The organism is Campylobacter massiliensis (assembly GCF_014253065.1).
GTDB classification, from domain to species: domain Bacteria; phylum Campylobacterota; class Campylobacteria; order Campylobacterales; family Campylobacteraceae; genus Campylobacter_A; species Campylobacter_A massiliensis.
Genome location: NZ_JACLZK010000002.1, coordinates 766069 through 782824, shown reverse-complemented (window position 1 = coordinate 782824; position 16756 = coordinate 766069). Strand labels below are relative to the sequence as shown.

Annotated in this window: 17 protein-coding genes; 12 read left to right on the top strand and 5 right to left on the bottom strand. The window is 47.4% G+C overall.

The window, feature by feature from the left end:
- Positions 1 to 108 precede the first annotated feature (108 nt).
- Genes H7R39_RS10500 through H7R39_RS10485 form a run of 4 tightly spaced genes read left to right on the top strand, consistent with a single transcriptional unit; the run spans position 109 to position 4334 of the window.
- Positions 109 to 1041 carry a glycosyltransferase family 9 protein gene (locus H7R39_RS10500; protein WP_185899222.1) on the top strand — a complete coding sequence of 311 codons (933 nt, stop codon included), beginning with the start codon at positions 109 to 111 and terminating at the stop codon, positions 1039 to 1041.
- On the top strand, positions 1038 to 2090 hold the full coding sequence (locus H7R39_RS10495; RefSeq protein ID WP_185899220.1) for a glycosyltransferase family 4 protein: 1053 nt from the start codon (positions 1038 to 1040) through the stop codon (positions 2088 to 2090). Before H7R39_RS10500 ends, H7R39_RS10495 begins: the two co-directional genes overlap by 4 nt.
- Positions 2077 to 3150, top strand: coding sequence for a glycosyltransferase family 9 protein (locus H7R39_RS10490; protein WP_185899218.1), 1074 nt, complete (start codon positions 2077 to 2079; stop codon positions 3148 to 3150). Before H7R39_RS10495 ends, H7R39_RS10490 begins: the two co-directional genes overlap by 14 nt.
- On the top strand, positions 3147 to 4334 hold the full coding sequence (locus tag H7R39_RS10485) for a glycosyltransferase family 4 protein (RefSeq protein ID WP_185899216.1): 1188 nt from the start codon (positions 3147 to 3149) through the stop codon (positions 4332 to 4334). The genes H7R39_RS10490 and H7R39_RS10485 overlap by 4 nt, the downstream gene beginning before the upstream one ends.
- Here H7R39_RS10485 and H7R39_RS10480 read toward each other — a convergent pair.
- Positions 4282 to 5571, bottom strand: coding sequence for a glycosyltransferase family 9 protein (locus tag H7R39_RS10480; RefSeq protein ID WP_185899214.1), 1290 nt, complete (start codon positions 5569 to 5571; stop codon positions 4282 to 4284). The genes H7R39_RS10485 and H7R39_RS10480 overlap by 53 nt on opposite strands.
- Positions 5572 to 5735: 164 nt before the next feature.
- Here H7R39_RS10480 and H7R39_RS10475 point away from each other — a divergent pair, with 164 nt between their 5' ends.
- From H7R39_RS10475 to H7R39_RS10460, 4 genes are all read left to right on the top strand, one after another.
- Positions 5736 to 7073 (top strand): hypothetical protein, encoded by a 1338-nt coding sequence (locus H7R39_RS10475; RefSeq protein ID WP_185899212.1) that lies wholly within the window; start codon positions 5736 to 5738, stop codon positions 7071 to 7073.
- Complete coding sequence (locus tag H7R39_RS10470; protein ID WP_185899210.1) at positions 7063 to 7821, top strand: polysaccharide deacetylase family protein; 759 nt, start codon at positions 7063 to 7065, stop codon at positions 7819 to 7821. The genes H7R39_RS10475 and H7R39_RS10470 overlap by 11 nt, the downstream gene beginning before the upstream one ends.
- A 149-nt stretch (positions 7822 to 7970) precedes the next feature.
- The gene (locus H7R39_RS10465; RefSeq protein ID WP_185899208.1) at positions 7971 to 8798 is read left to right on the top strand and encodes a hypothetical protein; all 828 of its coding nucleotides are present in this window, start codon (positions 7971 to 7973) and stop codon (positions 8796 to 8798) included.
- Positions 8799 to 8886: 88 nt separating this feature from the next.
- Positions 8887 to 9315 (top strand): hypothetical protein, encoded by a 429-nt coding sequence (locus H7R39_RS10460; RefSeq protein ID WP_185899206.1) that lies wholly within the window; start codon positions 8887 to 8889, stop codon positions 9313 to 9315.
- A gap of 198 nt (positions 9316 to 9513) precedes the next feature.
- Here H7R39_RS10460 and rfaQ read toward each other — a convergent pair whose 3' ends face one another.
- The 4 genes from rfaQ to waaC are packed head-to-tail and all read right to left on the bottom strand — an operon-like array spanning position 9514 to position 13229.
- Complete coding sequence (rfaQ, locus tag H7R39_RS10455; protein ID WP_185899204.1) at positions 9514 to 10602, bottom strand: putative lipopolysaccharide heptosyltransferase III; 1089 nt, start codon at positions 10600 to 10602, stop codon at positions 9514 to 9516.
- Positions 10599 to 11363, bottom strand: a complete 765-nt coding sequence (locus H7R39_RS10450) for a glycosyltransferase family 2 protein (protein WP_185899202.1) — start codon at positions 11361 to 11363, stop codon at positions 10599 to 10601. Before H7R39_RS10450 ends, rfaQ begins: the two co-directional genes overlap by 4 nt.
- On the bottom strand, positions 11357 to 12250 hold the full coding sequence (locus tag H7R39_RS10445; protein ID WP_185899200.1) for a lipid A biosynthesis lauroyl acyltransferase: 894 nt from the start codon (positions 12248 to 12250) through the stop codon (positions 11357 to 11359). The genes H7R39_RS10450 and H7R39_RS10445 overlap by 7 nt, the downstream gene beginning before the upstream one ends.
- Positions 12243 to 13229 (bottom strand): lipopolysaccharide heptosyltransferase I, encoded by a 987-nt coding sequence (gene waaC, locus H7R39_RS10440; RefSeq protein WP_185899199.1) that lies wholly within the window; start codon positions 13227 to 13229, stop codon positions 12243 to 12245. Before waaC ends, H7R39_RS10445 begins: the two co-directional genes overlap by 8 nt.
- 63 nt (positions 13230 to 13292) lie before the next feature.
- Between waaC and H7R39_RS10435 the strand changes: the two genes are divergently transcribed.
- The 4 genes from H7R39_RS10435 (at position 13293) to H7R39_RS10420 (ending at position 16754) form a co-directional block, all read left to right on the top strand.
- Positions 13293 to 14210, top strand: coding sequence for a 3'-5' exonuclease (locus H7R39_RS10435; RefSeq protein WP_185899197.1), 918 nt, complete (start codon positions 13293 to 13295; stop codon positions 14208 to 14210).
- A gap of 51 nt (positions 14211 to 14261) precedes the next feature.
- Positions 14262 to 15320, top strand: a complete 1059-nt coding sequence (locus H7R39_RS10430; RefSeq protein WP_185899195.1) for an NAD-dependent epimerase — start codon at positions 14262 to 14264, stop codon at positions 15318 to 15320.
- Positions 15317 to 16228 (top strand): DNA ligase, encoded by a 912-nt coding sequence (locus tag H7R39_RS10425; protein WP_185899193.1) that lies wholly within the window; start codon positions 15317 to 15319, stop codon positions 16226 to 16228. The genes H7R39_RS10430 and H7R39_RS10425 overlap by 4 nt, the downstream gene beginning before the upstream one ends.
- 310 nt (positions 16229 to 16538) lie before the next feature.
- Positions 16539 to 16754 carry an excalibur calcium-binding domain-containing protein gene (locus H7R39_RS10420; protein ID WP_185899191.1) on the top strand — a complete coding sequence of 72 codons (216 nt, stop codon included), beginning with the start codon at positions 16539 to 16541 and terminating at the stop codon, positions 16752 to 16754.
- Positions 16755 to 16756 lie beyond the last annotated feature (2 nt).

Genomic DNA, 16756 nt, shown 5'->3' with positions numbered 1-16756 from the left:
TTTTATAAGCTTTTTGATGAATTTTAGGTTATGCCGGGCGTGCGAGGGATGAGGGCGTAAATAAGTATAAGCGTAAAATGGGTATAATCGCGCCAAAAAAGGAAAATCGTGAAAATTTTGCTCGTTAGAAACGATAACATCGGCGATCTCATCTGCACGACGCCCTCGATAGAGGCGCTGCGAAAGGCTCATCCGGGCGCGCAAATAGATATCGTGGTAAATAGCCTAAACGCATGCGTTGTTCGCGGCAATCCATTCTTAAACAAAATCTATATCTATACTAAACCAAAGCACGTAAAAGGAGTAGCGGCAAAAGTGCGGGCTTTTTGGGGAAAATGTAAAATTTTGTTTCAAATTTGCCGCGAAAAATACGATGCAACCGTGATTTTTAGGAGCGCTTATTCGCCCTCTGCCGCGATATTTGCCAGAGCCGCCGGAGCTAAAACGACGATAGGCGTGGCAAAGCAAAACGAGGGCGGGCCACTAATAACGCATAAACTAAGCTTTAATCCGCCGCCTCACGAGGTGTTGCTTTGCTGCGAGCTAGTAGCGCCGCTGGGAGCGAAATTTGACGGGGAAAAGATGCTTTACGTACCTAGCTTTAAAAGCGAGAAATTTAAGGATTTTGTATTTTTTCACGTATCCTCGAGGGTGGAGCAAAACCGCATGGACGAGGCTAAAATTTTACGGATTTTGGGATTTTTAAAGCAAAATTTCGGACGCGTCGCCGTTAGCGCAGAGGACGTAAAATTTGGCGAAAAAGTAGCGCAAGAAGCGGGCGTAGAGTTTGACTCGACTAAAAATTTAGACGAGCTAGCCGGCTATATCTGGGCGGCTAAATTTGTCCTCACGCTTGACGGCGGCGTTGCGCATTTAGCTCCTGCGCTTGGGGTAAAAACGGTACTCGTGCTTGGCAAAACAGACGCCGCTCGCTGGGCTCCGATTTACGGCGGCGCGGAGTGTACCGTGCTACAAAGCTCGAGTAAAAGGGCGCAGGACGTCGCGGACGAGGAAATCTACGAGGCGGTCAAAAATATATGAAAAAAACGGACAAAATCAACATCCTAGAGCTTGAAAGCTCGCTGGGCTTTGGCGGTCAGGAGCACCGCACGCAGCGCGTCATAAACGGGCTAAACAAGGATAAATTTAAGGTATTTTACGCGCTAAATCCCGGCTCAAAAAGCTTTGAAAAGCCGATTGATTGCGAGTTTGTGAAATTTAACCTAAGCAAGGTCTATAATATTTTTGAAATTTTTAAAATTTGCCGTTTCGTGCGCGAAAAAAATATCTCCGTCATCGCCACGCACTCGGGCAAGGATGGCAACATTGGCGCGATCGTCTCAAAGCTAACGGGTGCTAAAGTAGTGCGCACCAGACACCTGCAAACGCCGATCAGATCGGCATTTAGTTATAATGTAAACGATAAAATCGTAGCCGTTTCAAACGCCGTCAAAACTCAGCTAGTCTCGCAGGGCGTGCGGGAAAATTTGATAGACGTTATCTACACGGGCGTAGATACGGCGCGGTTTAATCCAAATTTTACTAAAAATATAAAAGAGGAGCTAAATTTGAGCTCGGAGTGCGTCGTGGTGGGTATCGTGGCGGTCTTGCGCGCGGCGAAAAATCATCAGCTTTTGTTTGAAGCCTTTAGTGAGCTAAATCTACCAAATACCGCTCTAGTCGTGGTCGGTGACGGTCCGCAGGAGGAAAATCTAAAAAAAATAAAAACGCCAAACATCTATATGCTAGGCTCGCGCACCAACGTGAGCGAGTTTTTGGGCAGTTTTGATATTTTCGTGCTGCCCTCAAAGATGGAGGCACTGGGCACGGCGCTACTCGAGGCGCAGTCGTGCGGGGTGCCTTGCATCGGTAGCGACGCGGGCGGTATCGGTGAGGCGATAAATAGCGGCGAAACGGGGCTTTTGTTTAAAAACGGCGACAAAGAATCGCTCAAAGAGGCTTTAAAAACGCTGATAGAAGACGCGGCGCTTCGGGCGAAATTTAGCGTGAACGCGAGGGAATTTATCGTGCGAAACTTCTCGATAGAGACGATGGTTGCGCAGACGGAAGCGATGTATGAGGCTTTTTGAGGGCGCGGCGCGGCTCATTTTGCGATTTAAAAGCGTACGCAAAACGCAGCTGGTTACGCAGCCCGTCCAAACGGTCTGTTTTTTTAGCAACACCGCGCTTGGCGACACGATTTTTAACACGCCCGTTTTTCGCGTCTTTCGGCAAAATTTCCCGCACGTACGCACGGTTGCCTTGCTAAATCCATCTACCGCGCCGCTTTTTAAAACCGATCCGAATATCGATGAAATTTTGCTTTATGACGGCAAAAAAGGCGGCTTTTTGCGCTCTTTATCGCAGCTAAAAAAGATAAAGCCGGACATAGTTTTTATCCTGCACTCAAACGAGCCGCAGGCTACGCCGCTAGCCGTTTTAAGCGGAGCCAAATACGTCTTTAAACTACCCAATGCCGGCAGTAAATTTAGCCCCTTTCACTCAAATGAGCCAGAGCCATACGGAGATGAGAGGTACGTCGTACTAAACCGCCTCGAGCAGCTTAAATTCGTAGGCATCAAAAGTCGCGACACGAGGCTAAATTTGTATCTGCGCGATGAGGATTTCGCCCGCGTCGATGAAATGCTAAAAAAAGACGGCAAACGCAAATTTATCGGCTTTCAGATGGGGGCTAGCACGGTTTCCAGGCAGTGGTTTTGGCAGCGTTGGCGGGAGCTGGCGGGAATTATTTTGGAGCGCACGGACGCCGTCATCGTGCTAACGGGCAGCCCCGCCGAGCGAGCGATGACCGCGCAGTTAGACGAGGAGTTAAGAAGCGCGCACGTGATAGATGCGGCGGGTAAATTTAGTCTGCGAGAGGCCGCGGCGCTGATAGCTAGGCTTGACGTGCTTGTCACGCCCGATACCGGCCCGCTGCACGTCGCAGCCGCGCTAAGGACGCCCACGATCGGGCTTTTTGCCGTCGCCTCGCCCGTAAACTCAAATCCGGATTTTGACGAAAATATCCATAAATTTATCAAAAAGCCGCGCACCTGCTCGCCTTGCGTCGGCAAAAACTGCAAATTTCAGGAGTGTATGCTGCAAATTGAGGCGCGCGAGGTCTGGGAGATGTTAAAGGAAATGATTTGAAAAAGATTTTTTTCGTCGATACGGGGCGCGAATACGGCGGCGGAACGAAGAGTTTTTTGTATCTTTTGCGCGGGCTTGCCGCGCAGCAAAAATACGAGCTTTGCGCTTTTTTTGAGACTGATTACGAGGCGGGCGGGCGCAATATCTCGCAAATCATAGAAGAAGCCGGGGCGAAATTTATAAAATTTAAGCCCAAAAAACAGCCCTCAAAGCTAAAAAAAGAGCTTTTGCGCGCGCTAGGCGGTCAAATTTTAGCAAAATACCTCTACAAAAAAGACTACGACTACGCGCTTTGCTTGCTGCGGCAGGTGCGGCCAGACGTAGTGCATTTAAATAATCACTTTTCAACCAATCTCGCCTACATCGCCGCCGCAAACACCCTAAATATCGCGGTAGTACAGCATCTGCGCAAAAACTCGGCCGTCGAGCCCTTTAAGCTTGAGATTTTAAAGCGGCTAAAATTTACGCCCGTTTGCGTTTCAAACGCGACTTACGATTTTTACGCCGCGCAGATAAAAATGACCAAAAACGTTGTTTATAACCCCGTGGAGGCGCCTGCTTTAAGGCGGGAAAAGTCTGAGACGGATGAAAATTTGAGCCATTCTCGGTCAAATTTAAAAAATAGCGGCGACGATAAAAGCGCCACCCTAAAAGCCAAATTTGACGCCGAAAAAATAAATATCGTAATGCCCGCAAATTTCTTGACGCTAAAGGGGCACGAGCTAGTTTTTGACGCGCTTGCGGGACTAAAAAGAAGCGATATAAAGGTTTATTTCGCAGGCGGAGGCGAGCTAAAGGCGGGCGCGAAAGCCAAATTTGACGCACTGATAAAATCGGACAAAGCCGAGTATCTGGGCTTTGTCTCCAAGATGGACGAGATTTACGCAGCGTGCGACTACGTGCTTGGATTTTCTAGCGACGAGGGACTACCTAGAGTCGTGATCGAGGCGCTTGGCTGCGGGCTTGGCGTGGTGTACTCTGATATCGCCGTCATAAGGGAGATTTATGAAATCTCCTCAAAAAAGCAAGATTTTTTTATAGTTCAAAGAAGCTCGGACGCGCTTTTGGCCTGCTTTGAAAGCTTGCGAAAACCCAGCTCAAAAAGCCCCGATGAAGCCGTTATAAAGGCATTTAGCATAGAAAATTATCTTCGCGGGATAGATAGGATATATAGCGAACTTTGACGAAGGCCTCGATGTCTGCGAGGTTTTGCTCGCTAAGCTCGAAAAACGCGCTCGCGTCGATATCCCGCACGGTTTTAAACACGGAGCTAACGGGCGATAAATTCGAGTTTATCACGAGCGAGTCGGCGACGCCTCTTTGTTCGCTAGCAAAGCAGGGCCCCATCAGGCAGATCGTGGGCGTGCGAACGCTATCTGCGACGTAGTAGTTGCCCGTATCCGAGCTCGCGTAAAGCTGCATCTGCGAGAGGTAAAACGGCAGCTCCTCAAGTTTGATTTTATCTATCAAAGAGATGATTTTTAGCTCGTTTTCACCGAATTTTTTCACGTAAGTATCGCAAATTTGCGAGCTAAAATTTGACTCGCCGCCAGTACTGCTTTCGCTGCAAATTTGAGCTTTTGGTTGCTCTTCGTTTGCATTTTTAAGATCGCCGCAAATTTCGCTCGTATCGCTACCGGCTAAATTTGCGCAAATTTGTCCATCGCTCGGATTTTCCGTCTGTTTTTTGTCCGTATTTTCCGCGAGCAGGTTTTTTAGCAGCGCAGCCTCTTCGCCGACGCCGAAAATGTAAACCTCGCAGTCAAATTTAGCGAAAATTTCAAATATTTTTTCCCAAGTATGTTTTGGCGGCATTTTCATTTTGTTGCCCGCGCTCAGGCTTACGCCAATCTTAAATTTGCCGCTTTTTATTAGATTTTCTTGCGGGATAAAGAGCGGTTTTTGCAAACATTTTTCATATTTTAGCTCGCTCTCGCCCAGCGTTTTTAGGTAGGTTAGCAGCGTGAGGTCTTGCAGGGTATGCGGCACTTTTTTCATACCGAGCGCCAGCAGGGCAAAGTCGCTAGATGCCGCGTAGTGGTGCACGGCGACTATGTTTTTAGCTAGCGTGCAGCGCGCTATAAAGAGATTTAGACTGTTTGGCATCAGCACGTAGACGCTCTCGTAGTTGCGCGAAAAAAGCTCGAGTGCGAGTCCTAGTTTGGAGGTTTTTTTGCGTTTTACGCCGTTTATCGTAAATATTTTTTCTATTCGGCTGTCGTGTTTTGCGAAGGCTAGATTTATCTCGTCGATGAGTACGTCAAATTTGCCCAGTTTTTCAAAGATCACGGTCGAGTTTGCGTAGTCGCCGATTTTAGCGGTTTGGATGAGTAAAATTTTGCCTTTTTCGCCTTTAAATTTTAGCTTTTTCATCGCAAAAAGATACGGATATAGCAGCAAATAAATGAGAAAATATATCAAAACGTAAGCCTTTATTATTTATAAAATTTAGCCTAAATTTAGCATAAATTTATAAATTTACGGACATTTTTGAGCGAGCGAGAGTGAAAATTTGACTCAAAAACCGCTTACTGGATTTTAATGATTTTATCGTTATAATGGGCGTTTAAAATTTAAGGAAAAAAATGACGAAACTGCAAAACCGCCTGCAAAACACCGCCTTATATCTCGTTTGCGTTTTTATCGCTTGCGAGCATATGCCGCGTATGACGGCGGCGAAAAACGTCTCGCTTTATCTCGCGCTTGTCTGCGCGATCTGGCTTTATTTCACGGATAGGACGCGATTTGCCGCAAGGGTCGGCGTAAATTTTAGCCTTTCTCGCTCGCCCGCGTTTTGCCTTATCGCATTTACCTTTTATGCGTTTTTGATCTCGGCCTTTCCCTACGCGCCGCAGTTTGATTCGCTGGGCAACGCTGCGGGCGAATTTGGGCGCGGATTTGCTTTTTTGCTCATTGTCTACGTCGCGGCAAACGGCGAGGCCGCTCAAGCAAAATCATTTTTTTACGCGCTGATAGCGGCCTTTGCGGTTATCAGCGTTTATTACGCCGCGCCGCTTTTTAGCGAGTTTGGGAGGCTTGGCAGCGCGGGCGAATTTGACGCGCGGGTCGTGCGCCGAGCGTACGCGGACTACGTGGATAGATTTTTGCCTTTTGTGCTGGCGGGAGTTTTTATCTTTAGGCGGCTTTGGGCGCGAGTTTCGTGCGGCGCGCTTTGTCTTGCGGCCGTAGGGCTTGATATTTTGAGCGGCACTAGGGGTAGCTGGGGTGCGGTACTGGCTTGTTTTGTTTTATTTGGTTTTTGTTTGTATATCTTAGGCGGCGAAGCGAAACGTAAATTTAAACTCTTTGCCGTTATTTTCGCCGTTTGCGTAGCGGGCGCATCGGTGGCGGTTTTGAGCTCGCCCACGGCGATGTATAAATTTTTGCAGATCGGGATAGTGAGCGAGGCAAACCTCGAAAACGAGAGCATGAGAGAGCGTATCGCGGGTGCGGGCTTTAGCTCGGGGCGCGACCTAATCTTAAAGGAGCGCTTGCCGCTGCTTTTTGCTAGTCCGCGCGCGCTAACCGGGCTTGGATACGGCAAGGAGCAGTACGATGCATTTTTGCGCGACGAGGCGGACAAAGGCGCACATATCTCGATGATGCAGACGAGGCCAAACGGCGAGCGGTACTGGTTTAACGACGAGCCTTTTTTTATCGGGCATTACTACTACTACGGCGCGGTCGGCACGGCGCTGTTGTTTGGCGGTTTTATCTCTCTCTTGGCGTATGCGTTTAGGCATTTTTTACGCTCGCGCGAGCTGCTTTTTGCTGCGATTTTTATCTCGCTAGCGTGTTATTTCGGCGTGCGCGGGCTATTTGAGGCGATAAATTTACGCATACTTTATATGTTTTATATGCTTGGATTTTTCGTATTTTTAGCGGCGCGGACGGGAGCTAAAGGAGGCGGCGTTGAGCGTTAGCGTTTTGATGTATCATCACGTTTTAAAAAAGGGCGGATTTATCGCCTCTAGCGTAGGGGATTTTGCCTCGCAGATGAGATTTCTCGCCGAGGCGGGCTATAAAACGCTTACGATGAGCGAATTTATCGCCTATAAAAAGGGCGAGCTAGCCGTACCTAAAAAAAGCGTCCTCATCACCTTTGATGACGGTTGGAAGGATAACTACGTCTACGCTTACCAGGTCTTGCGCGAGCTTGGGCTACGGGCGACGATATTTTTAGTGACGCAGTGGATCGAGCGCGCAAGTATGCGGCGGGGCGAGTTTATCGAGCTAATGCACCAAGAATACAAAAAAGCAGCGCCCCAGCGCCCACAGGACGTGTTTTTAAACCTTGACGAGATAGCTGCGATGCGGGACGTTTTTGACTTTCACTCGCATACGCATACGCATTTTGACGAGTATTTCAGCGCGCTCCCGCCTGAGGAAAATTTCGCTCGGTGCCGTGAGTTTATGCGCGCAAATTTGGGCGTCGAGGATAAAATTTTATGCTGGCCGCGCGGCAAATACGACGAAAATTTGATGCGTCTAGCTAGACAGGCGGGATACGAGGCGTTTTTTACGACGCAGCGAGGTATAAACAGACCAGACGGCGACCTATCGGCTATCAAGCGCATCGCCGCTAAAAAGGACGCCGCGTGGCTAAAACGCACGCTTTTTATCTATCAAAACGACATTTTGGGCGGGATATACTCGAAGATAAAGAAGTAAAATTTGCTCTAAATTTGAGTCAAATTTTGGTACTTTGACGAGCCTGGCTAAAATTTGACCCAAATTTGAAAGGCACGAAGTAGCGGGCGTAATTTCGCTCGTCGGCGGGGTGTGCGTTTGCTTCGTTGGCGGCATTTAAAGGATCCATTATGAAATTTCGCAAATATAAATTTAAAATACTAGCCGCGGTGATACTTTTCTGCGCCATATTTGTCCGCATCGTGCCAGATTACTCCACTTCGCAAGGCTCCTCCGTAGTTACCATTTTTAGCTATTACAAATATCAAAAGGGATACTGCCTAAAAGAGAATAGAGCTTTAAGCAACGAAGAGCTACTTCAAAATGCCGCTATAAATTATTTTAAAAGATATCACGACTATGAAATTTTGCGAAATACCATTATCGATGAGCACGATATAAAAAATTTCGGCCATAGTTTTTATACGGCGAGCGTCTCCAAGCTCTATCTAATCGGCGATTTCAATGAAGAAAACTGGTTTGATTTTTTAGTTGAAAATACCGACAGAAAGAGTTTTGATTATGAGATAAAAGACAAGACGCAAATAGATATCTCCGATCTATCTAAATATTTTGTGTATAAGGATGAAATTTTAGGCTTTAAAAAGCCTATCATCTTGTCCGAAGAGAAAAATCCGCTTCATGGTGGAAAAATGTTTTTAGAAAAATCATTTTTAATTAAAGAGAATAAATTTTTTGTGAATTATGCCAGACCTGGTTATATAAGTTGGTATATCGAGCTTAACAATAAAGAAGATTTAACAAAAATCAAAAGCAAAGAAAATTTAATGCGAATAAAAAGCGGATATGAGAATTTAGAAAGCTTTAACGAAGTCTTGGCTTACACTCATATGAAGCATTTGCGACGTAAATTCTTATACGATAATTGCGGAAATATAAATTTTGATATCAAAGTCCCGGCAAGACAGGAGCTGGATATGTGGATTCACGGCGGATAAAGTTGGTTGAAATTTTATTTTAACGAATGTAACCCAAAAAGGATAAAACGCGGAACAAAGATATAAATTTCACAGGACGGCGAGGTATTTGCTGGCGGTGCCGATGGTTTTCTTGCTTGATTGGTGGGCGGCGGCATTGATCGGTCCGGTTTTGCAGGTGGCAGGCACGCCAAACGCGGCGATTTTGGCGGTTTTGCCTTTTGAGGGCGCGCTAAGGATTGCCGTTTTTGCGGCAATATTTGCTATTTTGGCTTGCGCGCTGCTTTGGTATCTACTCAAAAGATATAAAAATTTTAAGCCAAGCAAGCTGTTTGTAAAAAATCCAAATCTTAGTTTGCTACTTTTTGCGGTAGAAAATTTATCGCTCGGCGCTTTTTACGGCGGGTTTTTGGCATGCCTCGCAGCGGGGTATTTTTGGGGCGAGCAGGCTGCCGGCTGGAGCGTGGCCTTTGCGTTCGCGCCCATTTGCCTGATCGTTTTCGTGATTTCGTATATGTTTAACGAAAAGAAAGCGTAGGCGTCAAATTTAAGCACCCAAATTTATAAAATCAAGAAGTTCAAATTTGACGGCTAGCGTTCAAGTAAAATTTGACTTTGCAAGATCCGAGCCGATAAATTTGATCGTCAAATTTAACCAAAGCAGCCAAACTTACCGCTCGCGGCTCAAATTTGCTCGTAAAATTTAGCCAAAGCGGCCGCATTTTACAAAGCGCGCTTAGTTTCGGCTCAAATTTTCCCTGATTTTGCTCTTTATCGCCTCTAGCTCCTCGCCCTCAAATCTCATCAGCGTCCGCTCCACGTCGTGCTTTATCATTCCTTCTTTGTCGCACGGCACAAAGTCCCAGTCTTTTTGAAATACCGCGTGCTTGCCCATGGTTTGGTTGCCGTTGCGCTGCGTGTAGCCGCTTTCGTCCAGATCGTTGTCCCACGGCCCCCACTCAAACGCCCCGCTAGGCCCAAACAGTGCGATCACGGGCACGTCGTTGGCTGCGGCTAGGTGCATGATCGCCGTATCTACGCCGATGAACATCGCGGAGCGCTTTGATAGCGCGGCGGTTTGTTTTAGAGTGAGTTTGCCACCTAGATTTACGGGGCTAGAGGAGCACAGCGCCAGCACGTCGTCTAACTTTTTTAGCTCGGCGTCGTTGTTATCGGCTGTTAGCACGACCCCTACGCCAAGACCCTCGCAAAAGTCGATTATCGCGGCCATAGTTTCGTCGTCCGCGCACTTAAACATCCAGCGGCTAGTTAGGTGCACGTGGATAAATTTGGGCGGCAAATTTAGATGACTGATGCAGTCCGGATCGAAATACACGCTAACTCTTTTGCCGCTAGGCTCAAGCCCGAGCGCGGCCAAGGCGTCTAGATTTCTATCCACGGTGTGGCGCAGGCCTCCTATTTTTGGGGCTTTGTGCGTTATCATTTTATTTACGGTCTTGTTTTTGCCCTCAAAGCCCACGATGGTTTTGATTTTAGCGTATTTGGCGACGATGATGCCGCGGTCGCCCGTCGTGGTCTGCACGGCGATGTCGTATTTTTGCTTTTTGATAGCGCGGATAAACTTTAGCTCGCGCCAAAGTCGCTTGAAAAAGCCGACCTCTTTTATATTTGCGCGGTCGTAGACGTGGATGTTTTGGATGTCCGGGTTGCCTTCGATCATCGCCTCGGTGCCCTTGTTTAGCGCGAAATCTATCTGCGCGTCAGGGTAGATGCGGCGCAGGTTTTCGATGAGCGGAGTCGTGAGCAGCACGTCGCCGATGTTTCTAAATTTCATAACTAGGATTTTGATTTTTTTATCTTTCATTTTACATACTTCCAAAATGTGTATTGCGCGTAAAGCCTTGCTATCACGTAGCCGCGCCAGCCCTCGCGCCAGCCGCCTTTTAGGAAAAATAGCTTAAAAAACGTCCACGCGGGATTTAAAACGGCCTTAAATTTACTTGATTTTGCGCCCTTTGCGCCCAGGCTCGAGTAGCGATTTTGCTTGGCGATAAACTGCTCGATACTATCGTAGGCATAGTGCTTGAAGTGGTTTTTTAGCCTGCCGATTTGATTTTTGGTAGCGGTTAAATTTGCGCCGTCTGCCGGAGTTTGTTCGTCCGTTTTGGCCGCGCTTTTTAAAACGACCTTTTCGTGTATCTCGCGCCCGTCAAACTTCGCCAGTGTCCTATCAAAAAGCCTAACCGTGCAGTCCGGGTAAAGCCCCATAGTGCGCACTTCTTTACCGAAAAAGATATTTGCGCGAGCTACCTCGTATGCGCAAAACTCGGGACACTGCAAAACCTGCAAAATTTCATCCCGCAAAGGCTCTAAAATCACCTCGTCGCTATCTAGCACGAAAACCCAGCTATTACGCGCTAGATCCACTCCCAGCTGCTTTTGCGCGCTAAATCCCAGCCACTTTTGCTTGTGAAATTTGACGTTTTTAAACCCAGAGCAAATTTGCTCCGTAGCATCCTGCGAGCCGCTATCGACCACGACGACTTCGTCTGCGAATTCGCAGCTTTTTAGTACCTCGGCGAGGTATTTTTCGCTGTTTAGCGTGAGGATTACGACGCTTAGCATTTATAAATTTCCTCGTTAAAATGCTTAAAGCGTTTGTGAAACCAAAAGTACTCGTCCGGCTTCTCGCGCACGGCGGCCTCGGTCGCGTCTGATTGAGCTTGCGTGGCCTTTAGCACGGCTTCGTCTTTTTCAAATTCTCTAACGTCAATCGGCGGGAAAAAGCAAATTTCGCTGAGGTTGCGCGCTTTTTCACGGATAAAGGCCGGCACTATGAGCGCGTCCGTTTTTTGCGCAAAGATGCTAACTGCAGGCGTATGCAGGACTTTTCGTCCGAAAAACTTGACCTCTACGCCTTCCTCTTTGGCGGTGTTTTGATCGACTAGGATGCCCACTAATCGGCGCGCCTTGACCGCTTTTAAAATTTGCTTGGCGCCGCCCATTTTATCGATGAGCTCGATGTCAAAGCGAGTTCGATTCGCCTCCAAAATGCGCTGCATGACCGCGCTATCAAGAGCGCGCCCGACGATGCTAACGCCACCAAATTTCGCCGCCATCGCGAGAGAAAAGAGCTCCCACTGCCCGTAGTGCGCGGTTTGCACGATGATCGGGCGGCCAGAGGCGAGCGCGTTTTGAAAGATTTCTAAGTTTTTAAATTCGACTTTTTCTAGGATTTTTTCCTTGCTCGCGTTTTGATTTTTTATAAAATTTACCGCAAATTTGGCGTAGTTTTGGTACGTGTCTTTGATGATCCGCTCTTTTTGCGTGGCCGTAAGCTCGTCAGCGTAGGCGAAATTTAGATTTGCTCTGATGATTTTGGTGTGTTTGGCGTCAAATTTATAAAACAAAAACGCGATGAAATTTAAAAACGGATCCAGCAAAAACGCGGGCGTAACGGTAAAGATAAATTTAAAAAATTTATAAAGCCAAAGGTAAAATAAATCACGCATCAAGTAGCCTTTTTGCCGCGTTTGCGATAGTCTGCGGCGCGATATCTCGCACGCAAAAGTCGCTTTTGTCTATCTTTTTCGCGTCTATTTTTTTGCCCGCGTCAAGCGTTAAATTTACGGGGCTAGCAAAGGCATTTCGCTCTGCTGGTCGGTTGCCAAAAAGCGTGATAGAGGGGCGATTTTGCGCCCAGGCGATATGCGTCACGCCGCTATCGTTGCCGATAACCAGATCACAGCTTGAGATAAAGCTCACGAGCTCTTTTAGGCTCAAATTTAGAGTTTTTGCGTTTGAGTTTTTTATCAAATTTAGAGCCTCTTTTTCCTCTTTTTCGCCGTTAAAGCAGACGAAAATTTCATTTTTCGGATCGTCTAGCAGCGCGATAACATCGCCAAATTTATCGTAAATTTTACTCGGTTCGCTAGCAAAGGGTGCTATCAAAATTTTCTTTTTTGAGCTATCAAATTTACTTTGAGAAGCGCTAAAACAAGGCTGTTTGGCTAAAATCTCATCCTCGCTAAAGCTAAATCCCAGAGCAAAAGCTGTAAGGCCCAAATTTCGCAAGATGATATTTTGGGCGTAGTCGCAGCTAAATTTATGCCCGTAAAACAGTGCCGCAAGCGGTTCCTTAACGCTAAATTTATCAAATCCGTAACTGTTTTTGCCAAGAAGTTTCGCAACCGCGGCGGATTTGATCAGCCCTTGCAGGTCGATGACGTAGTCAAATTTGCCCTCTTGCTTAGCAGACGCGATCAGCTGCAAGCTTTTTTTGTACTCGCCGTTTTTTAGCGGTAGCGATACGACGCGCGAAATTTGCGGGCAAAGGAACAAAATCTCGCTAAATTTAGCATCGGCAAACCACGTAATTTTGGCTTGCGGCAAGTGCTTTTTGATAAACTGCAGCACGGTCGCCGCATGGACGATATCGCCCAGGGCGGAGAGCTTGATAACGGCGATGTTTGGGCTTAAATTTTTACTCATTTACCGCTTTTATAAAGATTTTTAGCTATCATTTTAGGCAAAAATAGCTAAAAAAGGTTTGAAATGGCTAAAAATTATATCTGCGTTTTTGACTGCGAGACGGTGCCCGATACCGCGCTTTTGCGTAAAATTTACGGGTATGAGGGAAGCGACGCGGAGGTGGCAAGGCAGGCGTTTGCAGCGCAAAAGGCAGCAAGCGGAAGCGAGTTTTTGCCCGTGATGTTTCACCGCGTCGTGGCGATATCTGCGGTGATGGCGGACGAGTACGGTAAATTTTTGCGCGTAAGCACGATGAAAGGCGCAAACGAGCGCGAAATCCTAAATAAATTTATCGGTTTCGTAAACTCGCACAACCCGCGCCTGGTGAGCTTTAACGGACGGGGTTTTGACCTGCCGATGATTTTAACTCGCGCGATGAGGTACAACGTCTCGTTTCCGAGCTTTTACGAGGTCGAAAACAAGGAGCTTGGCAAAGGCAAATGGGACGGCAACTACCGCGACAGGTATAGCGGCAAATTTCACTTCGATCTGCTCGATCACGTGAGCGAGTTTGGATCCGTACGCGGGCTAAAGCTAGATACTCTCTGCGCTAGCCTAAATTTGCCCGGCAAATACGACGTGCACGGCGATCAGGTGATGGAGCTGTTTTTTGACGGCAAGATCGACAAGATCAACGAATACTGCGAAAGCGACGTGCTAAACACATACTGGCTATTCCTAAAATACGAGCTTTTGCGCGGAAATTTGACGCTGGATGATTACGCGGACGATATCTCGGTGATGAGCGAGTGGCTCGCGGCAAACTGCGCTCAGATGGGCTATACGCCGGTGTTTTGCGAGGCTGTAGAGCGCGAGCTCGTGCGCCTTGAAACGCAAAACTACGAGGATGAGCCGGAGCTTAATGACGACGACGAGCAGGCCGGGGCGGAGGAGTACTACACCGAAGAAAATATGCCCGAGATAAATTTGGACGAGCAGTGAGAACGGGCGCAAAAATACGCTAAAATAAAGTCAAATCGTAAAGGAAAAAACATGAAAATTTTAGTAACCGGAACGGCGGGATTTATCGGATTTCACTTGGCAAACGCCCTCGTAAAAAGGGGCGACGAGGTCGTCGGATACGACGTGATAAACGACTACTACGACGTAAATTTAAAGCTTGCGCGCCTAAAAACGGCCGGCTTTGACATAAGCGAGATAGACTATGGCAAGCTTATCACCTCAAAAACGCAGCCTAATTTAAAATTTATAAAGTCCGATCTAGCCGATACCCAGACAATGAAAGAGCTTTTTGAGAAAGAAAAATTTGACTGCGTCGTAAATTTAGCCGCGCAAGCGGGCGTGAGGTATTCGCTCATCAATCCGCAAGCCTACATCGACAGCAACGTCACCGGCTTTATAAATATCCTTGAGTGCTGCCGCCACAATGAGATCAAAAATCTAGTCTATGCAAGCTCTAGCTCAGTCTACGGCCTAAACGAAAATATGCCATTTAGCACGCACGAGGGCGTAAATCACCCGATCAGCCTCTACGCCGCGACTAAAAAGAGCAACGAAATGATGGCGCATACGTATTCGCATCTATTTGGCGTGCCGACTACAGGGCTGCGATTTTTCACCGTTTACGGCCCGTGGGGACGCCCTGATATGGCGCTGTTTTTGTTCGTCGACGCCGCGCTAAAGGGCAAGAAAATCGACGTCTTTAACTACGGCAAGATGAAGCGCGACTTTACCTACGTGGACGACATCGTAAGGGGCATCATAAAATGCGTCGATAACCCAGCCAAGCCAAATCCCGCGTGGGACCCGAAGCATCCCGATCCCGCCACGTCAAGCGCGCCGTTTAAGGTCTATAATATCGGCAACAATAGCCCCGTCGAGCTCATGGACTACATCAAGGCCGTCGAGCTAAAAATCGGCCGCGAGGTAGAAAAAAACTTCCTCCCGCTGCAAGCCGGCGACGTGCCTGCAACCTTTGCGGACGTGAGCGATCTGGTGACGGACTTTGACTATAAGCCCGCAACTGGCGTAAATGACGGGGTGGCGAGGTTTATCGAGTGGTACTGCGAGTTTTACGGAGTTAAAATTTGAGATTTTTCGCGCTCTTGCTGGCTGCCTTTTTAAATTTAGCTTCGGCGGCGCAGGGCGAAAATCTAAGTAGCGCCGCAAGCACAGATGCCGCTAAAAACGCTAAATTTGAGCTTTTAAAACTTAGCGAGTACAAAGGTCAAAACGTCGGCGGCTGGCTAGCTAGCGAGAAGCTTGACGGCGTGCGCGCCTACTGGGACGGGCGAAATTTGCGTTCGCGAAACGGTAAAATTTTAGCCGCGCCAGAGGGTTGGAGTGCGCATTTTCCGTCTTTTGCGCTCGACGGCGAGCTTTACACCGCACGGGGCGAATTTGAAAAAATACAATCGATCGTGATGGACAAAATGCCCAGCGTCGCGGAGTGGAGCGAGGTTAAATTTTACGTTTTTGACGTACCTGAGGGCGGCGGCGGACTTTTAAAACGACTTAGCGAGCTTGAAAAATTTATCTTGCAAAATCCTCAAGCCGGGCAAAATTTAAAGATAATCAAGCAGGTAAAAGTAAAAGATAACGCCGAATTTGAGGCGTTTGCGGAGGCTGTCATCGCAAAGGGCGGCGAGGGCGCGGTCGTGCGCGAGCCAAACGCGCCATACGAGCGAAAACGAAGCAAAAACGCGCTGAAATATAAAAAATTTAAAGACGCCGAGTGCGAGGTGATGGCGATAAACGCGGGCACGGGCAAATTTGCGGGTCTCATGGGCTCGGTAACCTGTAAGGCGCTTAGCGCGGCGGGCTCAAACTCGGACGAGCAAATCGCTGGCGGAGTAAAATTTAAGATTGGCTCGGGCTTTAGCGACGAAGAGCGCGCAAATCCGCCTAAAATCGGCTCTATAATAACCTACAAATATCAAAATTTAACCGCAAAAGGGGTGCCGAGGTTTCCGGTATTTTTGCGGGTTAGAGAGGATTAAATTCGGCCGCTTCGGGCAAATTTGCCCGCTGATTGCTTTGAGGTCGGTGTCGTAAATTTACGCTAAGCGCGTGATAGGACGGCTAAATTTAACGCTTGCGTTTTTTGTATTTTACAAAACACTGCTCGTCAAGCCGATCTAATTCTTTTTCTACTATTTGAAACAGTTGCGTCAAAAACCGCTCGTTTTACGCAGCTGTCGCTCTCTTGGGCAAATTTAACGGGCGCATTGCTGCAAAAGTTTTCTATAAGTTTAATCTACATATAATACCGAAGCTATCTAAAATCACCCATCTTTTAAGGAGAAAAATATGAAATATGTTTTGCTTGGTTTAATGGTCGCAAGTTTTGCTTTCGGTGTCGAAATAGATTGCAATAAAAAGACTCTTTGCAGTCATTTTAATAGTTGTGCAGAGGCTAAATGGTATTTGAAAAAATGCGGAAGATATGAGAATGGGGGCACTCAAAAAACCGACGGCGATAACGACGGCATACCTTGCGAAAAGCAATTATGCAAAATATTATGATA

Coding starts and splice junctions, on each gene's coding strand:
- H7R39_RS10495 (WP_185899220.1), top strand. CDS start 1,038: ATGAAAAAAACGGACAAAATCAACATCCTAGAGCTTGAAAGCTCGCTG.
- H7R39_RS10490 (WP_185899218.1), top strand. CDS start 2,077: ATGAGGCTTTTTGAGGGCGCGGCGCGGCTCATTTTGCGATTTAAAAGC.
- H7R39_RS10475 (WP_185899212.1), top strand. CDS start 5,736: ATGACGAAACTGCAAAACCGCCTGCAAAACACCGCCTTATATCTCGTT.
- H7R39_RS10465 (WP_185899208.1), top strand. CDS start 7,971: ATGAAATTTCGCAAATATAAATTTAAAATACTAGCCGCGGTGATACTT.
- rfaQ (WP_185899204.1), bottom strand. CDS start 10,602: ATGAAAGATAAAAAAATCAAAATCCTAGTTATGAAATTTAGAAACATC.
- H7R39_RS10450 (WP_185899202.1), bottom strand. CDS start 11,363: ATGCTAAGCGTCGTAATCCTCACGCTAAACAGCGAAAAATACCTCGCC.
- H7R39_RS10445 (WP_185899200.1), bottom strand. CDS start 12,250: ATGCGTGATTTATTTTACCTTTGGCTTTATAAATTTTTTAAATTTATC.
- waaC (WP_185899199.1), bottom strand. CDS start 13,229: ATGAGTAAAAATTTAAGCCCAAACATCGCCGTTATCAAGCTCTCCGCC.
- H7R39_RS10435 (WP_185899197.1), top strand. CDS start 13,293: ATGGCTAAAAATTATATCTGCGTTTTTGACTGCGAGACGGTGCCCGAT.
- H7R39_RS10430 (WP_185899195.1), top strand. CDS start 14,262: ATGAAAATTTTAGTAACCGGAACGGCGGGATTTATCGGATTTCACTTG.
- H7R39_RS10420 (WP_185899191.1), top strand. CDS start 16,539: ATGAAATATGTTTTGCTTGGTTTAATGGTCGCAAGTTTTGCTTTCGGT.